Annotated in this window: 17 protein-coding genes; 10 read left to right on the top strand and 7 right to left on the bottom strand. The window is 69.9% G+C overall.

Annotation, left to right across the window (positions count from 1 at the left end; all coding sequences use genetic code 11):
• Window positions 1–15: 15 nt before the first annotated feature.
• The 3 genes from ABD355_RS29060 (at window position 16) to moaA (ending at window position 3,162) form a co-directional block, all read left to right on the top strand.
• Window positions 16–372, top strand: a complete 357-nt coding sequence (locus ABD355_RS29060; protein WP_344403709.1) for a DUF485 domain-containing protein — start codon at window positions 16–18, stop codon at window positions 370–372.
• Window positions 369–1,994, top strand: coding sequence for a solute symporter family protein (locus ABD355_RS29055; protein ID WP_344403707.1), 1,626 nt, complete (start codon window positions 369–371; stop codon window positions 1,992–1,994). Before ABD355_RS29060 ends, ABD355_RS29055 begins: the two co-directional genes overlap by 4 nt.
• A 178-nt stretch (window positions 1,995–2,172) precedes the next feature.
• Window positions 2,173–3,162, top strand: a complete 990-nt coding sequence (gene moaA, locus ABD355_RS29050; RefSeq protein WP_344403705.1) for a GTP 3',8-cyclase MoaA — start codon at window positions 2,173–2,175, stop codon at window positions 3,160–3,162.
• Here the strand turns inward: moaA and ABD355_RS29045 are convergent.
• The 5 genes from ABD355_RS29045 to ABD355_RS29025 all read right to left on the bottom strand — a co-directional run bounded on the left by ABD355_RS29045 (window position 3,159) and on the right by ABD355_RS29025 (window position 8,582).
• Entirely contained in the window at window positions 3,159–3,377 is a 219-nt protein-coding gene (locus tag ABD355_RS29045) for a hypothetical protein (RefSeq protein WP_344403704.1), read from the bottom strand. The two genes, moaA and ABD355_RS29045, sit on opposite strands and share 4 nt — an antisense overlap.
• 237 nt (window positions 3,378–3,614) lie before the next feature.
• Complete coding sequence (locus tag ABD355_RS29040; protein WP_344403702.1) at window positions 3,615–4,013, bottom strand: DUF3099 domain-containing protein; 399 nt, start codon at window positions 4,011–4,013, stop codon at window positions 3,615–3,617.
• Window positions 4,014–4,342: 329 nt separating this feature from the next.
• Window positions 4,343–5,611: a tyrosine--tRNA ligase gene (gene tyrS / locus ABD355_RS29035; RefSeq protein WP_344403700.1), complete on the bottom strand. Its 1,269-nt coding sequence runs from the start codon at window positions 5,609–5,611 to the stop codon at window positions 4,343–4,345.
• A 56-nt stretch (window positions 5,612–5,667) separates the two neighbouring features.
• Window positions 5,668–7,062: a metallopeptidase TldD-related protein gene (locus ABD355_RS29030; protein WP_344403699.1), complete on the bottom strand. Its 1,395-nt coding sequence runs from the start codon at window positions 7,060–7,062 to the stop codon at window positions 5,668–5,670.
• Entirely contained in the window at window positions 7,059–8,582 is a 1,524-nt protein-coding gene (locus tag ABD355_RS29025) for a TldD/PmbA family protein (RefSeq protein ID WP_344403696.1), read from the bottom strand. Before ABD355_RS29025 ends, ABD355_RS29030 begins: the two co-directional genes overlap by 4 nt.
• 257 nt (window positions 8,583–8,839) lie before the next feature.
• Here ABD355_RS29025 and fabG point away from each other — a divergent pair, with 257 nt between their 5' ends.
• The 3 genes from fabG to ABD355_RS29010 all read left to right on the top strand — a co-directional run bounded on the left by fabG (window position 8,840) and on the right by ABD355_RS29010 (window position 10,875).
• Complete coding sequence (gene fabG / locus ABD355_RS29020; RefSeq protein ID WP_344403694.1) at window positions 8,840–9,559, top strand: 3-oxoacyl-[acyl-carrier-protein] reductase; 720 nt, start codon at window positions 8,840–8,842, stop codon at window positions 9,557–9,559.
• A gap of 5 nt (window positions 9,560–9,564) precedes the next feature.
• Window positions 9,565–10,332 (top strand): enoyl-ACP reductase FabI, encoded by a 768-nt coding sequence (fabI, locus tag ABD355_RS29015; RefSeq protein WP_344403693.1) that lies wholly within the window; start codon window positions 9,565–9,567, stop codon window positions 10,330–10,332.
• A 195-nt stretch (window positions 10,333–10,527) separates the two neighbouring features.
• A complete protein-coding gene (locus ABD355_RS29010) occupies window positions 10,528–10,875 on the top strand; it encodes a hypothetical protein (RefSeq protein WP_344403692.1) in 348 nt (115 codons plus the stop codon).
• Here ABD355_RS29010 and ABD355_RS29005 read toward each other — a convergent pair.
• Entirely contained in the window at window positions 10,856–11,545 is a 690-nt protein-coding gene (locus tag ABD355_RS29005) for a FadR/GntR family transcriptional regulator (protein ID WP_344403691.1), read from the bottom strand. The genes ABD355_RS29010 and ABD355_RS29005 overlap by 20 nt on opposite strands.
• Before the next feature lie 70 nt (window positions 11,546–11,615).
• On the opposite strand from ABD355_RS29005, the gene ABD355_RS29000 reads away from it, so the two are divergent.
• The 4 genes from ABD355_RS29000 (at window position 11,616) to ABD355_RS28985 (ending at window position 14,046) form a co-directional block, all read left to right on the top strand.
• A complete protein-coding gene (locus ABD355_RS29000; RefSeq protein ID WP_425585801.1) occupies window positions 11,616–12,914 on the top strand; it encodes a CynX/NimT family MFS transporter in 1,299 nt (432 codons plus the stop codon).
• Between the two features lie 43 nt (window positions 12,915–12,957).
• Window positions 12,958–13,074 (top strand): SGM_5486 family transporter-associated protein, encoded by a 117-nt coding sequence (locus tag ABD355_RS28995; protein WP_269787331.1) that lies wholly within the window; start codon window positions 12,958–12,960, stop codon window positions 13,072–13,074.
• A 181-nt stretch (window positions 13,075–13,255) separates the two neighbouring features.
• A complete protein-coding gene (locus ABD355_RS28990) occupies window positions 13,256–13,462 on the top strand; it encodes a hypothetical protein (protein ID WP_344403689.1) in 207 nt (68 codons plus the stop codon).
• A 65-nt stretch (window positions 13,463–13,527) separates the two neighbouring features.
• Window positions 13,528–14,046, top strand: coding sequence for a SixA phosphatase family protein (locus ABD355_RS28985; protein WP_344403688.1), 519 nt, complete (start codon window positions 13,528–13,530; stop codon window positions 14,044–14,046).
• 109 nt (window positions 14,047–14,155) lie between these two features.
• Here the strand turns inward: ABD355_RS28985 and serB are convergent, their stop codons facing one another.
• A complete protein-coding gene (gene serB, locus ABD355_RS28980; RefSeq protein WP_344403687.1) occupies window positions 14,156–15,370 on the bottom strand; it encodes a phosphoserine phosphatase SerB in 1,215 nt (404 codons plus the stop codon).
• Window positions 15,371–15,588 lie beyond the last annotated feature (218 nt).

Here is a 15,588-nt window from a genome sequence, read left to right as displayed (position 1 = left end):
ACGCGAGGAGACTCCGTGGCCACCGAGACACCGCCCCCCTCGAAGACCCAAGCCCGACTTCCCGCCACCGAGGAGTTCGTCGCGGAGCAGGAGAGCGCGGAGTTCGGTGAACTGCGCCGCTCCCACCGCTCCTTCGCCTTTCCGCTCACCGTCGGCTTCATCGCCTGGTACCTGCTCTACGTCCTGCTGTCGAACTACGCGGACGACTTCATGGGCACCAAGCTGTTCGGCAACGTCAACGTCGCCCTGGTGCTCGGCCTCGCCCAGTTCCTCACCACGTTCCTCATCGCCTGGTGGTACTCGCGGCACGCCGCCGCCGAGCTCGACCCCAAGGCCGAGGCGATCAAGTCCCGTATGGAGGGCGACGCATGAGCATCGCGCAGCAGACCGTGCTGGCCGCGGGTGCGGCCAGTGAGCACCGGCCGCTGATCATCACCCTGTTCTCGGTGTTCGTCGCCGCGACCCTCGTCATCACCGTATGGGCGGGCCGCCAGACCAAGGACGCCGCAGACTTCTACGCGGGCGGCCGCCAGTTCACCGCCTTCCAGAACGGCCTCGCCGTCTCCGGCGACTACATGTCCGCCGCGTCCTTCCTCGGCATCGCGGGCGCGATCTCGCTGGCCGGCTACGACGGCTTCCTGTACTCCATCGGATTCCTGGTCGCCTGGCTGGTCGCGCTGCTCCTGGTGGCCGAGCCCCTGCGCAACTCGGGCCGCTACACCATGGGTGACGTCCTCGCCTACCGGATGCGCCAGCGGCCCGTCCGCACCGCGGCCGGCACCTCCACCATCGTCGTCTCGATCTTCTACCTGCTGGCCCAGATGGCGGGCGCGGGTGTCCTGGTCTCGCTGCTGCTCGGCATCACCAGCGACGCCGGCAAGATCGGCATCGTCGCCCTCGTCGGCATCCTCATGATCGTGTACGTCACCATCGGCGGCATGAAGGGCACCACCTGGGTCCAGATGGTCAAGGCCGTGCTGCTCATCGCGGGCGCCCTGCTGCTGACCTTCCTGGTCCTGCTGAAGTTCAACTTCAACATCTCCGACCTGCTCGGCAAGGCTGCCGACAACAGCGGCAAGGGATCGGCGTTCCTGGAGCCCGGCCTGAAGTACGGCCTCACCTCGACGTCCAAGCTGGACTTCATCTCCCTGGGCATCGCCCTGGTGCTGGGCACCGCGGGCCTTCCGCACATCCTGATCCGCTTCTACACGGTTCCCACGGCCAAGGCCGCCCGCAAGTCCGTGAACTGGGCGATCGGTCTCATCGGCGCCTTCTACCTGATGACGCTCGCGCTGGGCTTCGGGGCCGCGGCGCTCATCAAACCGGACGAGATCATCGCCTCCAACAAGGCGGGCAACACGGCGGCACCACTGCTGGCCCTGCACCTGGGCGGGGTCGACTCCAACTGGGGCGCCATCCTGCTGGCCTCCATCTCCGCGGTCGCCTTCGCCACGATCCTCGCGGTCGTCGCGGGCCTGACCCTCGCCTCCTCCTCGTCGTTCGCCCACGACATCTACGCGAACGTCATCAAGAAGGGCGAGGCCACCGAGAAGCAGGAGCTGCGCGCGGCCCGCTGGGCGACGGTCGCGATCGGTGCCGTCTCCATCTGCCTCGGCGCCCTCGCCCGCGACCTGAACGTGGCCGGCCTCGTGGCCCTCGCCTTCGCGGTCGCCGCCTCCGCCAATCTGCCGACCATCCTCTACAGCCTCTTCTGGAAGCGGTTCACCACCTCCGGAGCCCTGTGGTCGATCTACGGCGGCCTGATCACGGCGGTCGGCCTGGTGCTGTTCTCGCCGGTGGTCTCCGGCAAGGAGTCGTCGATGTTCCCCCACGTCGACTTCCACTGGTTCCCGCTGGAGAACCCCGGCATCATCTCGATCCCGGTCGGCTTCCTGCTCGGCGTCATCGGCACCTACCTGTCCAAGGAGGAGCCCGACAAGGGCAAGTACGCAGAGCTGGAGGTCCGGTCCCTGACCGGCACCGGCGCCCACTGACGACAGCCGGAAACGGCCCCTGACCCGGCCGCGTCGTAGGTCCCTACGACGCGGCCGTGCCGTACCTCGTGGGATCGGGCCGCTGTTGTTGTCAGTGACGTCACGTAGGCTCACAAGTGACGGAAATGATGGACCGGCACTGATCCGTATCTGATCAGCTACGAGGGAGGGGGCCCACGTGCTCATCGACACCTACGGCCGAGTGGCCACCGACCTGAGGGTCTCGCTCACCGACCGGTGCAATCTGCGATGCACGTACTGCATGCCCGAAGAGGGACTGCAGTGGCTGGCCAAGCCCGACCTGCTCACCGACGACGAGATCGTCCGCCTGATCGACATCGCCGTCACCTCCCTGGGCATCAAGGAGGTCCGCTTCACCGGCGGCGAACCCCTGCTGCGCCCGGGCCTGGTCGGCATCGTCGAGCGGGTCGCCGCGCTGCACCCCCGCCCCCAGATGTCCCTGACGACGAACGGCATCGGACTGGGGCGCACGGCGACGGCCCTGAAGGCAGCGGGCCTGGACCGGGTGAACGTCTCGCTCGACACCCTGCGCCCCGCTACCTTCAAGACCCTCACCCGCCGCGACCGGCACAAGGACGTCATCGAGGGCCTGCAGGCCGCCCGCGACGCAGGACTGACCCCGGTCAAGGTCAACACCGTCCTGATGCCGGGACTGAACGAGGACGAGGCCCCGGACCTGCTCGCCTGGGCCGTGGAGCACGATTACGAGCTGCGCTTCATCGAGCAGATGCCCCTGGACGCCCAGCACGGCTGGAAGCGCGAGGGCATGGTCACCGCGGGCGACATCCTGGCCTCGCTGCGTACCCGCTTCGACCTGACCCCGGAGGGTACGGACGAGCGCGGCTCGGCCCCCGCCGAGCGCTGGATCGTGGACGGCGGCCCGCACCGTGTCGGCGTCATCGCCTCCGTCACGCGTCCGTTCTGCTCGGCCTGCGACCGCACCCGCCTCACCGCCGACGGCCAGATACGCACCTGCCTGTTCGCACAGGAGGAGACCGACCTGCGCGCAGCCCTGCGCTCCGACGCTCCGGACGAGGAGATCGCCCGCATCTGGCGACTGGCCATGTGGGGCAAGAAGGCGGGAGCGGGCCTGGACGACCCGTCGTTCGTCCAGCCGGACCGCCCGATGTCGGCGATCGGCGGCTAGGAGTTCTCGGGCGCTTCCCAGTCGTCGAACTCCACGACGTCCTTGAGGAAACCCCGCACCCCGAGGAACTGCGACAGATGCTCCCGGTGCTCCTCGCACGCGAGCCAGGTCTTGCGCCGCTCCGGCGTGTGGATCTTCGGGTTGTTCCACGCGAGCACCCACACGGCATCGGCACGGCAGCCCTTGGCGGAGCAGATCGGGTTCTCGTCACTCACAGGTTCGTCTCACAACCGGGCTGAACAAGGCGCGGAAAAAGCCGCCGAACAAGGCGACGCCGAGCAGCCACGGGGGGAGCTGCCCGGCGTCGGTCTGTCGCTCCGACGGGGGATGCGGAGCGCCTACGAAGTATGTCACGGGTAACCCGTTGCCCGGCACCGGAACAACATGATTGATCTGAGCTTTTCTTGAGCTTGGTGCGGAGCCGCCTTCCGCTTGCGACCCCTGCGCCATGGTCACGCCCGGTCGTGCGGCTCGCTTCGTGCGCCCGGTGCGGGCTCGGCCGCGACATCTTCCGGGACCGGTTCCGCGAAACCGTCCTTCGTCCGCGGCGGCGCAATCATCGGACGCATCGGGACACTCACGAACGTCGACGGAAGCGACGGCGCGTTCTCCCGGCCCGCGTTGGCGATCACCACGGCGATGTAGGGGAGGACCGCTCCGAGGACCAACGCCACGATCGCAACAGGCCGTTCCACGTTCCACAGCGAGGCCGCGAGGATCACCGACACCGTACGGATAGACATCGAGATGACGTACCGGCGCTGCCGGCTGCGCACGTCCTCATCGAGGCTCGCCCGAGCCCCGGTGATCCGGAACACCTGGCTGTTGCCGACGCCATGCAGCTTCCGCATCACATTCCACCATCCGCCCGCATCGGACCGTCCCCGTCCCCGTGCCCGGTCCACCCCCGGTCGGGGAGCGGTGCCCGGACCCCTCCAACGTTACGCCGCGCCTGCGCCGCCTACGAGAGCGGGTCACCTCCTACCTGCCCGAACGGCCTCAGCCGCAGCACGTACGGCCCCGCCCGGCATGCGCCGTACGGTGCACGGCCAAAACAACGGGCGTGAGCTGAAGCGCTCCGTCAGGGGCGCGGGGCTGCGTCGATTTACGGCTCCGCCGCGAGGGCGCGAACAGCCACGACGAAGCAGCAGCCCGCAGACCCCCCGCGCCCCTATGGCGACTACGCCCCGGCGACCTCGACGGCGGCAAGATTCTTCTTGCCCCGCCGCAGCACAAGCCACCGCCCGTGCAGCAGATCCTCCTTGGCGGGAACGGCGTCCTCGGATGCGACCTTCACGTTGTTCACGTACGCCCCGCCCTCCTTCACGGTCCGCCGCGCAGCCGACTTGCTGGCCACCAGGCCGACCTCGGCGAACAGGTCCACCACCGGGCCGGGCTCGGCGACCCGGACATGCGGCAGCTCGGACAGCGCCGCCGCCAGCGTCCGCTCGTCCAGCTCCGCCAGCTCCCCCTGCCCGAAGAGGGCACGGGACGCGGCGATCACCGCGGCCGTCTGGTCGGCGCCGTGCACCAGCGTCGTCAGCTCCTCCGCCAGCGCGCGCTGAGCGGCACGGGCCTGCGGACGCTCCTCGGTCTGCTTCTCCAGCTCTTCGAGTACCTCGCGGGACTTGAAGGACAGGATCCGCATGTACGTCGAGATGTCCCGGTCGTCCACGTTCAGCCAGAACTGGTAGAACGCGTACGGCGTCGTCATCTCGGGGTCGAGCCAGACGGCGCCGCCCTCGGTCTTGCCGAACTTGGTGCCGTCCGCCTTGACCATCAGCGGTGTGGCCAGGCAGTGCACCTCGGCGTCGGGCTCCAGCCGGTGGATCAGGTCCAGGCCCGCCGTGAGGTTGCCCCACTGGTCGCTGCCGCCCTGCTGGAGCGTGCAGCCGTACCTCCGGTACAGCTCCAGGAAGTCCATGCCCTGCAGCAGCTGGTAGCTGAACTCCGTGTAGCTGATGCCTTCCTGGGACTCCAGACGGCGCGCGACGGAGTCCTTGGTCAGCATCTTGTTGACGCGGAAGTGCTTGCCGATGTCCCGGAGGAACTCGATGGCGGACAGACCGGCCGTCCAGTCCAGGTTGTTCACCATCACCGCGGCGTTCTCGCCCTCGAAGGACAGGTACGGCTCGATCTGCGCGCGCAGCCGGGTCACCCAGTTCGCGACCGTCTCCGGGTCGTTCAGCGTGCGCTCCGCCGTGGGGCGCGGGTCACCGATCTGGCCGGTCGCGCCGCCCACCAGGGCCAGCGGGCGCAGGCCGGCCTGCTGCAGCCGGCGCATGGTGAGGACCTGGACCAGGTGGCCGACGTGCAGACTGGCCGCGGTCGGGTCGAAGCCGCAATAGAACGTGACGGGACCGTCCGCGAGCGCCTTGCGCAAAGCATCCTCGTCAGTGGACAGGGCCCACAGACCCCGCCACTTCAGCTCGTCGACGATGTCCGTCACGGTTCTCGTATCTCCTTGATGATCTTCGGGCAGTCGAGCGACCACCGGCTACGAGGTTATACGCCCTGACTGACAGAGCTCATATTGAAGTCGGGCACCCGCAGCGCAGGCATCGCAGCCCTAGTGAACCAGTCGCTCCACTCCCTCGGCAGCGTCTTTTCCGTACGCCCGGCCTCCGTCGCCCGCCCCAGCAGGTCGACGGGCGACTCGTTGAAGCGGAAGTTGTTGACCTCGCCGCTCACCTCGCCGTTCTCGACGAGGTAGACGCCGTCCCTGGTCAGACCGGTGAGCAGCAGCGTGGCCGGGTCGACCTCGCGGATGTACCAGAGGCAGGTCAGCAGCAGCCCCCGCTCGGTGTTCGCGACCATCTCCTCAAGAGAGCGGTCGTCACCGCCGGTCAGGATGAGGTTGTCGATCGAGGGAGCCACCGGCAGCCCCGTCAGGCCCGCGCTGTGCCGGGTGGTGGTCAGGTGGGCCAGTTCGCCCTGCCGTACCCAGTCGGTGGCCGCGAGCGGCAGGCCGTTGTCGAACACCGACTGGTCGCCGCCGGAGGAGTGCGCGATCACGAAGGGCGCCGACTCCAGGCCCGGCTCGTTCGGGTCGCTGCGCAGGGTCAGCGGCAGCTCGCTGAGCCTGTCGCCCACGCGCGTGCCGCCGCCCGGCTTGGAGAACACCGTGCGGCCCTCGACCGCGTCCCGGCCGGACGCCGACCACATCTGGTAGATCAGCAGGTCCGCGACGGCGGTCGGCGGCAACAGCGTCTCGTACCGCCCGGCGGGCAGCGCGATCCGCCGCTGAGCCCACCCGAGGCGTACGGCGAGTTCCGCGTCCAGCGCGGCCGGGTCGACGTCCTTGAAGTCACGCGTGGAACGGCCCGCCCACGCCGAGCGCGTACGGTCCGGGGACTTGGCGTTCAGCTCCAGCGTCCCGTTGGGCTGGTCGTGCCGCAGGCGCAGGCCCGTCGACGTACCCACATAGCTCGACACCAGCTCGTGGTTGGCGAAGCCGTACAGCTCGCGGCCGCCCGCCCGCGCACGTGCGAACGCCTCACCGAGTGCCGGCGCGAAGTCGGCGAACACGGTCGACGAGGTCTCGGCGGGCGCGTCCACGAAGTCCGGCGACTGCGCGACGCCCGTGACCAGCGGCTGTGCGTCCTCCGCGGGCCCGGCGCCACGGGCGGCGGCCTCGGCGGCCCGCACCAGCGGCTCCAGCTGGTCCGCGGTCACGGCCGAGCGGGAGACGACACCGGAGGCGGTGCCTTCCTTGCCGTCGACGGTCGCGACGACCGTGAGGGTACGCCCGCGCGTGACGCCGTTCGTGGTGAGCGCGTTGCCCGCCCAGCGTAGGTTGGCGGTCGAGTGCTCGTCGGCGATGACGACACAGCCGTCGGCGGTGGACAGCTCCAGCGCCCGCTCGACGATCTCGTGCGGCTTGTTGCTGCGGGCGCTCATCGACCGGCCTCCTGCGTGGTGTTGAGGATGTTGACGCCCTTGAAGAGCGCGGACGGGCAGCCGTGCGAGACGGCGGCGACCTGGCCCGGCTGGGCCTTGCCGCAGTTGAAGGCACCCCCGAGGACATACGTCTGCGGGCCGCCCACCGCGGCCATCGAGCCCCAGAAGTCGGTGGTCGTCGCCTGGTAGGCGACATCCCGCAGCTGGCCGGTGATCCGACCGTTCTCGATCTTGAAGAACCGCTGACCCGTGAACTGGAAGTTGTACCTCTGCATGTCGATCGACCACGAACGGTCACCGACGACGTAGATGCCCCGGTCCACCCCACCGATCAGGTCCTCCGTCGCCATCCCGGCCGGATCCGGCTGCAGCGACACATTGGCCATGCGCTGCACCGGCACGTGTCCGGGGGAGTCGGCGAACGCGCACCCGTTGGACCGCTCGAACCCGGTCAGCTTCGCGATCCGCCGGTCCAGCTGGTAGCCGACGAGCGTGCCGTCCTTCACCAGGTCCCAGGACTGCGCCTCGACACCCTCGTCGTCGTACCCGACGGTCGCAAGTCCGTGCTCGGCGGTGCGGTCGCCGGTGACGTTCATCAGCTCGGAGCCGTACCTCAGCTTGCCGAGCTGGTCGAAGGTGGCGAAGGAGGTGCCGGCGTAGGCCGCCTCGTAGCCGAGGGCCCGGTCCAGCTCGGTGGCGTGGCCGATGGACTCGTGGATGGTCAGCCACAGGTTGGACGGGTCCACGACCAGGTCGTACAGACCCGCCTCGACGCTCGGCGCGCGCATCTTCTCGGCGAGCAGCTCCGGGATCTGCTCGAGCTCGCTCTCCCAGTCCCAGCCGGTGCCGGTGAGGTACTCCCAGCCGCGTCCCACGGGCGGCGCGATCGTCCGCATCGAGTCGAACTCGCCGCTCGACTCGTCGACCGACACGGCCGTCAGCTGCGGGTGCAGCCGCACGCGCTGCTGTGTGGTCACGGTCCCGGCCGTGTCGGCGTAGAACTTGTTCTCGTGCACGGTGAGCAGCGAGGCGTCGACATGGTTGACGCCGTTCGCCGCCAGCAGCTGCGCGCTCCAGTCCGCCAGCAGCGCCGACTTCTCCTCGTCGGGCACGGAGAACGGGTCGATGTCGTACGACGAGATCCAGGTCTTCTCGGCGTGCACGGGCTCGTCGGCGAGCTCCACCCGCTCCTGTGAACCGGCCGCCTTGATCACCTGGGCGGAGAGCTTCGCCATCGCCACCGCCTGCGAGGCGACCTTGGCGGCGGCGTCCAGGCTCAGATCCACCCCCGATGCGAAGCCCCAGGTGCCGCCGTGCACGACCCGTACCGCGTACCCGAGATCGGTGGTGTCCGACGAACCGGCGGGCTTGGCGTCCCGGAAGCGCCAGGACGCGCTGCGCACCCGCTCGAACCGGAAGTCCGCGTGCTCGGCACCCAGGGCACGCGCGCGTGCCAGCGCCGCGTCGGCCAGGGCCCGTAGGGGAAGTGCCGTGAAGGCTTCGTCGATGGTATGAGGCACCGAGGTCTCTCCTTGTTGTCGTGACCTGTGATCGGACCGGCGGTTGCCCCCGATCATTTCGCGTGACCGGGCCGCGGACCACAGGTTTCGAGCCGGTACCGGGAACTTTCTGTAGGGACCCGACAGTGAGTCCCCTAAGCCACTGTCGGTGCCCGATTGTCCGCGGGAGCACCGGGACCGATAGGTTTTCGAGGAAGCCGCCTGTCATCCAGGTGTTCGGGCGGGGGGTATCAGACCGCTATCGAAAGGGTGATCCGTTGAGCCGCTCGGTTCTCGTCACCGGAGGCAACCGGGGCATCGGCCTCGCCATCGCCCGCGCATTCGCCGACGCCGGCGACAAGGTCGCGATCACTTACCGCTCGGGTGAGCCGCCGGCCGCCCTGACGGAATTGGGCTGCCTGGCCGTCAAGTGCGACATCACCGACACCGAGCAGGTGGAGCAGGCCTACAAGGAGATCGAGGCCGAGCACGGCCCGGTCGAGGTCCTGATCGCCAACGCCGGCATCACCAAGGACCAGCTCCTGATGCGCATGTCCGAGGAGGACTTCACCTCGGTCATCGACACCAACCTCACCGGCACCTTCCGCGTGGTCAAGCGCGCCAACCGCGGCATGCTGCGCGCCAAGAAGGGCCGCGTCGTCCTGATCTCGTCGGTCGTCGGGCTGTACGGTGGCCCCGGCCAGGCCAACTACGCGGCCTCCAAGGCCGCCCTGGTCGGCTTCGCGCGTTCCCTCGCCCGTGAGCTGGGTTCGCGCAACATCACCTTCAACGTCGTCGCGCCCGGCTTCGTCGACACCGACATGACCAAGGTGCTCACCGACGAGCAGCGCGAGGGCATCGTCAAGCAGGTGCCGCTCGGCCGTTACGCGCAGCCGGAGGAGGTGGCCGCGACGGTGCGGTTCCTCGCCTCGGACGACGCCTCGTACATCACTGGAGCCGTCATTCCCGTTGACGGCGGACTGGGAATGGGTCACTGACAACCATGAGCGGAATTCTCGAGGGCAAGCGCGTCCTGATCACCGGTGTGCTGATGGAGTCCTCCATCGCCTTCCACGCCGCCAAGCTGGCCCAGGAGCAGGGCGCCGAGATCATCCTGACCGCGTTCCCGCGGCCCACGCTGACCGAGCGCATCGCCAAGAAGCTCCCCAAGCCCACCAAGGTCATCGAGCTCGACGTCACCAACGACGAGCACCTGGCCCGTCTGGCCGACCTGGTCGGCGAGGAGCTGGGCGGCCTCGACGGCGTCGTGCACTCCATCGGCTTCGCGCCGCAGGACGCGCTCGGCGGCAACTTCCTGAACACGCCGTTCGAGTCCGTGGCCACCGCCATGCATGTCTCGGCGTACTCCCTGAAGTCGCTGACCATGGCCTGTCTGCCGCTGATGCAGAACGGCGGTTCGGTCGTCGGCCTCACCTTCGACGCGCAGTACGCCTGGCCGCAGTACGACTGGATGGGCCCGGCGAAGGCCGCCCTGGAGGCCACCAGCCGCTACCTCGCCCGTGACCTGGGCAAGCAGAACATCCGCTGCAACCTGATCTCGGCGGGCCCGATCGGCTCCATGGCCGCCAAGTCCATCCCGGGCTTCAGCGACCTGGCCTCCGTGTGGGACAGCCGCTCCCCGCTGGAGTGGGACCTCAAGGACCCGGAGCCGGCCGGCAAGGGCATCGTCGCCCTGCTGAGCGACTGGTTCCCGAAGACCACGGGCGAGATCATCCACGTGGACGGCGGTCTGCACGCCATCGGCGCCTGACGCTGCCGCTGAGCCCCGGCCGACACCGAGGGCCCGCACCCCGCCGGGTGCGGGCCCTCGGCGCGTCCGCCGCCCTTGGTGCGAGATGTCACCCGTTCGGGCTATGCGACCGGGCGGGCCGGGCCACCACTGCGCACCCTGGATTACGGGTCCGGCACGTGATTCCCTCCCCAGCACGGCCGAGGAGGTCCCCTTGTGCGCATCTTCCGCAACCTGGCCTCAGTGACCGTCGCCGTCGCTCTCGTGATGTCCCTGCCGTACGAGGCGATGCCCCACGCGCGCGTGAAGCCCGGGAAGCCGCCGGCGCCGCAGCTCTTCGGCGCCGAGTGCCGCACCAGGGTGACCGGCTCCCATGTGACCGCGTACTGCCACAACCCGTATCCGCTGACCGACGGCGTCAGCCTGCACGTCGAGTGCGCCCGCTGGTGGGACCTCGACACCGACGGCACCCCCGTCGACACCGAGCCGGCGATGACCGTACGGCTCACCGGCCGGTGCTGGAAGGAAGTCGGCTCGGTGTGGATCAGTCACCAGAGGCGCTGAACCGTCCCGGACGGCACAGGAACGGATAGCTCGCCGCCTCCGCACCGGCCGCCTCGGCGTCGCCCGTGCGGATCGCGTCGACCAGGCGCGCGTGGTCCATGTACGTCTCCGGGGCGAGCTCCTGGCCGACGTCCTCGCGCAGCCAGTCCCGCAGCACCTCGCCGAGGTCCGCGTACATCGCGGTCATCACGTCATTGTGCGAGGCCGCCACCACCGCCATGTGGAAGGTCGCGTCCGCCGTCACGAAGGTCTCCGTGTCACCCGACTCCCAGGCCTCCTCGCGCCGTACGAGCAGCGCGTCCAGCTGCTTGAGGTCCTTCTCCGTGCGGCGCCCGGCGGCAAGTCTGGCGGCCGCCGACTCCAGCGTGGAGCGCAGCTCGGCGATGTGCCGCGGGTCCGCGTCGGCGAAGCGGCGGTGCATCACGCCCGCCAGCTCGCTGGTCGCCACGACATATGTGCCCGAGCCCTGGCGGATATCCAGCAGACCGTTGTGCGCCAGGGCGCGGACGGCCTCACGGACCGTGTTCCGGGCGACCCCGAGCTGCTCGACCAGCTCGGGCTCCGTCGGGATCCGGGAGCCGACCGGCCACTCGCCCGAGGTGATCTCGTGCCGCAGCGCGGCGATGACCTGCTCGGGCAGCGCGGAACGGCGGGGATGACTCAGGGGCATGGCACACCTTCGCACGCGGCGGGCGGATCCGGCCGGCCCGGGGATGGGCAACCAATCATCCTATGATTCTATGATGGACGGCATGGCAAGTGAGGAAACCCGCACGAAGACGTTCACCACCGTGGCCATTCACGCCGGGGACGAGCCCCGGCGACCCGCCACGCGCGCGTGGACGACGAGGCTGCTCGTACTCGGCATCGTCCTGTCGGCCCTCAACCTCCGCCCCGCCATCACCAGCCTGGGCGCGCTCCTCGAAGAGGTCCGCCACGGGCTCGGCATGAGCGGCAGCGTGGCCGGCCTGCTCACCTCCGTGCCCCCGCTCTGCTTCGCCGTCTTCGGCGTCACGGCCCCGCGCCTGGCCCGCCGCTTCGGACCCGGCGCGGTGGTGTGCGCGGGCATGGTCGCCATCACCGCGGGCCTGCTCATACGGCCGTACGCGGGCGGCACGGCCGGCTTCCTCGCCGCCAGCGCGCTCGCCCTCATGGGCATCGCCGTCAGCAACGTCCTGATGCCGGTCATCGTCAAGCGCTGGTTCCCCGACCGGGTCGGCTCCATGACCGGCCTCTACTCGATGGCGCTCGCCCTGGGCACCGCCGCGGCGGCCGCGGTGACGGTCCCCGTGACCGAGGCGCTGGGCGGCAGTTGGCAGTCCGGACTCACGGTGTGGGCGGCCCTCGCGGCGGCCGCCGTACTGCCGTGGACCCCTTTCGTACGGCAGCGGGGCGCGGCGCCCGCCGAGGAGCCGGCCGGGCGGCAGGAGCACGCGCGCATGGAGGCGCCCGCGCTGCGGATCACCCGGAGCCGCACCGCCTGGGCGCTCGCCGTCTTCTTCGGGCTGCAGGCCACCGCCGCGTACATCACGATGGGCTGGATGGCGCAGATCTTCCGGGACGCGGGCGTGCCCGCGGGCACGGCGGGGCTGCTGCTCGCCGTCACCATGGTGATGGGCGTGCCCCTGGCCTTCGTCATCCCGCGGGTCGCCGCCCGGCTGCCGCACCAGGGGCCGATCGTGATCGCGCTGGGCGCCTGTGGACTCGCCGGTTACGCCGGCCTGTACCTCGCACCGGCCGCCGGTGCCTGGGCGTGGGCGCTGCTGCTCGGCGTCGCCAACTGTGCCTTTCCGCTGGCCCTCACCATGGTCGGCATGCGGGCCAGGACCGGCGCGGGCGTCGCCCAGTTGTCGGCGTTCGCGCAGAGCACCGGCTATCTGATCTCCATCCCCGGCCCGCTCCTGGTGGGCGTGCTCTACCAGCACAGCGGCGGCTGGGGGCTGCCGATCGCGCTGATGGCCGCCCTGATGGTCCCGCAGATGGTCGTCGGCGTGCTGGCGGGGCGCAACCGCACGGTGGAGGACGAGGCGGCCCGCTGACCCCGGCCGAACCGCCGCGGGCGACGGGTGCGAGACTTGCCGTATGCCAGTGCTCGACCCGAACCCCCAGAACGGCCAGAAGAAGATGCTGCTCGTCTTCGGCTCGTTCCTCGCCATCTTCGTGATCATCGCCATCATCGCGACGATCGCCTCGCCGTGACCGTCCGCCGGGCGGCCCGACGGGCCCGATGGTGGGGTTAGCACCACCATCCCCTAGGGGGTGAGTGTCAGGGTCAACTGGGTGGATCTCCGGATGGGTTGAGGGCTCGGGATTCCGTAACTTCGAGGGTGTGACCGCATACGGCGGATCACCGGAGACCCGAAGACCAGCGGAGGCACCCATGTCGGCCCAGTCGCGCACCCGGCCCCACCCGGCGACCACGGGTGGCGTCGACATCCGGCTGCCCTGGTGGGCCCTCGCGCTGCCGACGCTCGCCTTCATCGTGCTGCTCGCTCTGATGCTGAACCCCTCGGACGCGCAGGCGGCGACGGGCGACCCGGGGATCACCCACCTCTTCGAGCGGGCACAGCAGCTCATAGGCCGCTGAGCACCGGTTCGGCCGCCAGTCAACTCCCTGCGCCCCATGGCCTGTTTCATGCGAAGCTGGGTTCCATGAGCGTCGCAGAACCCCGCAGGATCGTCCTCTTCCGGCATGCGAAAGCCGACTGGCCACAGGTGACCGACCACGAACGTCCCCTCGCTGAGCGGGGCCGCACGGACGCCGCAGTCGCCGGACGCAAGCTGGCCGACACCGGTATCCCCTTCGATCTGGCCCTGTGCTCCACCGCGATCCGGACCCGAGAGACCTGGAAGCTCGCCGTCCATGAATTCCCGCACCGGCCGAAAACCGTCTATGAGGAGCGGATCTACGAGGCCTCACCCGGCGAGCTGATCGCGCTGCTCAACGAGACCACCGACGACGTGCAGAACGCCGTACTCATCGGCCACAACCCGGGCGTGCAGGGTCTCGCCGAGATCCTGGCCGGCTCGTCCGAGGGCGACGCGGGCGAGCGGATGAACCGCCGCGGCTTCCCGGCCGCCGCCTTCGCCGTCCTGTCCTTCGAGGGGCCCTGGAAGGGTCTGGAGCCAGGCGTGGCCACGCTGCTGGACTACTGGGCGCCGACCGAGTAGCCGAGACGGCGCAACCAGTAGACGACCGACGAAGCGAGCAGGCGACACGACGACCGAGGGGCCCGGCACCACCACGGTGCCGGGCCCCTCGACGTGCCGATCGGGGCGACTAGTGCTCGTCGTGCGTGTCCGCGGCCTCGACCTCTTCACGGGTGACGCCCAGCAGATACAGGACCGTGTCCAGGAAGGGCACGTTCACCGCGGTGTGCGCGGCCTCCCGTACGACAGGCTTGGCGTTGAAGGCGACACCGAGGCCGGCCGCGTTGAGCATGTCCAGGTCGTTGGCGCCGTCGCCGATCGCCACGGTCTGGGCGAGCGGTACGCCCGCCTCCGCGGCGAACCGGCGCAGCAGCCGCGCCTTGCCCGCGCGGTCGACGATCTCGCCGGTGACCCTGCCGGTGAGCTTGCCACCGACGATCTCCAGGGTGTTGGCCTGCGCGAAGTCGAGCCCCAGCCGCTCCTTCAGATCATCCGTGACCTGGGTGAATCCGCCGGAGACCACGCCCACTTGGTATCCGAGCCGCTTGAGCGTACGGATCAGGGTCCGCGCCCCCGGCGTGAGCCGCACCTCGCTGCGCACCTTGTCCACCACGGACGCGTCGAGCCCCTCCAGGAGCGCCACGCGCGCGTGCAGCGACTGCTCGAAGTCCAGTTCCCCGCGCATCGCGGCCGCGGTCACCTCGGCGACCTCGTCCTCGCAGCCGGCGTGCGCCGCGAAGAGCTCGATCACCTCGTCCTGGATGAGCGTCGAGTCGACGTCCATGACGACCAGCCGCTGCGCCCGCCGGTGCAGCCCCGCCGCGACGACCGCCACATCGACACCCAGTGCCGCGGCGTCCGTCACCAGGGCGGTGCGCAGCGGCTCGGTCTCGACGCCGGACACCGCGAACTCGACCGCCGTGACGGGGTACTTGGCGAGGCGGAAGATGCGGTCGATGTTGCCGCCCACGGAGGCGATCTTCGCGGCGATCCGGGCGGTCGCCTCCGCCGTGAGCGGGTGACCGAGGACCGTGACCAGTGAGCGTCCGAGACCGCGCGGGCGGTTGTCGCCCCGCCCGGAGATGATCTCCGCCTGCATCTTCATCGACTCCGCCCAGCTGTGGACGGTGGCCCGCAGATCGCCCTCCAGACCGTGCGGCGGCGGGGTCACGAGCGCGCACAGCGTGAGCCGGCCACGGGTGACGACCTGCTCGATGTCGACCACGTCGACGGAGTAGGCGGCGAGGGTGTCGAACAGGCCGGCCGTGATCCCCGGCCGGTCCTTGCCGAAGATCTTGACGAGGAGGGTGGGGACGTCAGAGGTCGAGGTCTGCGATGCGCTCATGGTGTACCCACCGTATCCGGCACCCAGTGCCGCCCGCCGCCGCGGTCCGCCTGCCGGACACGGAACAGTGGGTGTCGAGCAGATGTCGAAGGCCTTACGCGCTGACCACGACCGCACGAGGGCCCCGGCGTCCCCGGCCGCTTCGGCGGTGGGCGGGTGCCTTGAGGGCCCGGTCGGGGGTGTGCATCGAGCGGCGCATGTGTGCCGGGGCCGGTTGC

It is taken from the genome of Streptomyces longisporus, from assembly GCF_039532765.1.
Taxonomy (GTDB): Bacteria; Actinomycetota; Actinomycetes; order Streptomycetales; family Streptomycetaceae; genus Streptomyces; species Streptomyces longisporus.
Note: the sequence above shows the minus strand (reverse complement) of the source record. Positions and strands in the feature narration are given on the sequence as shown.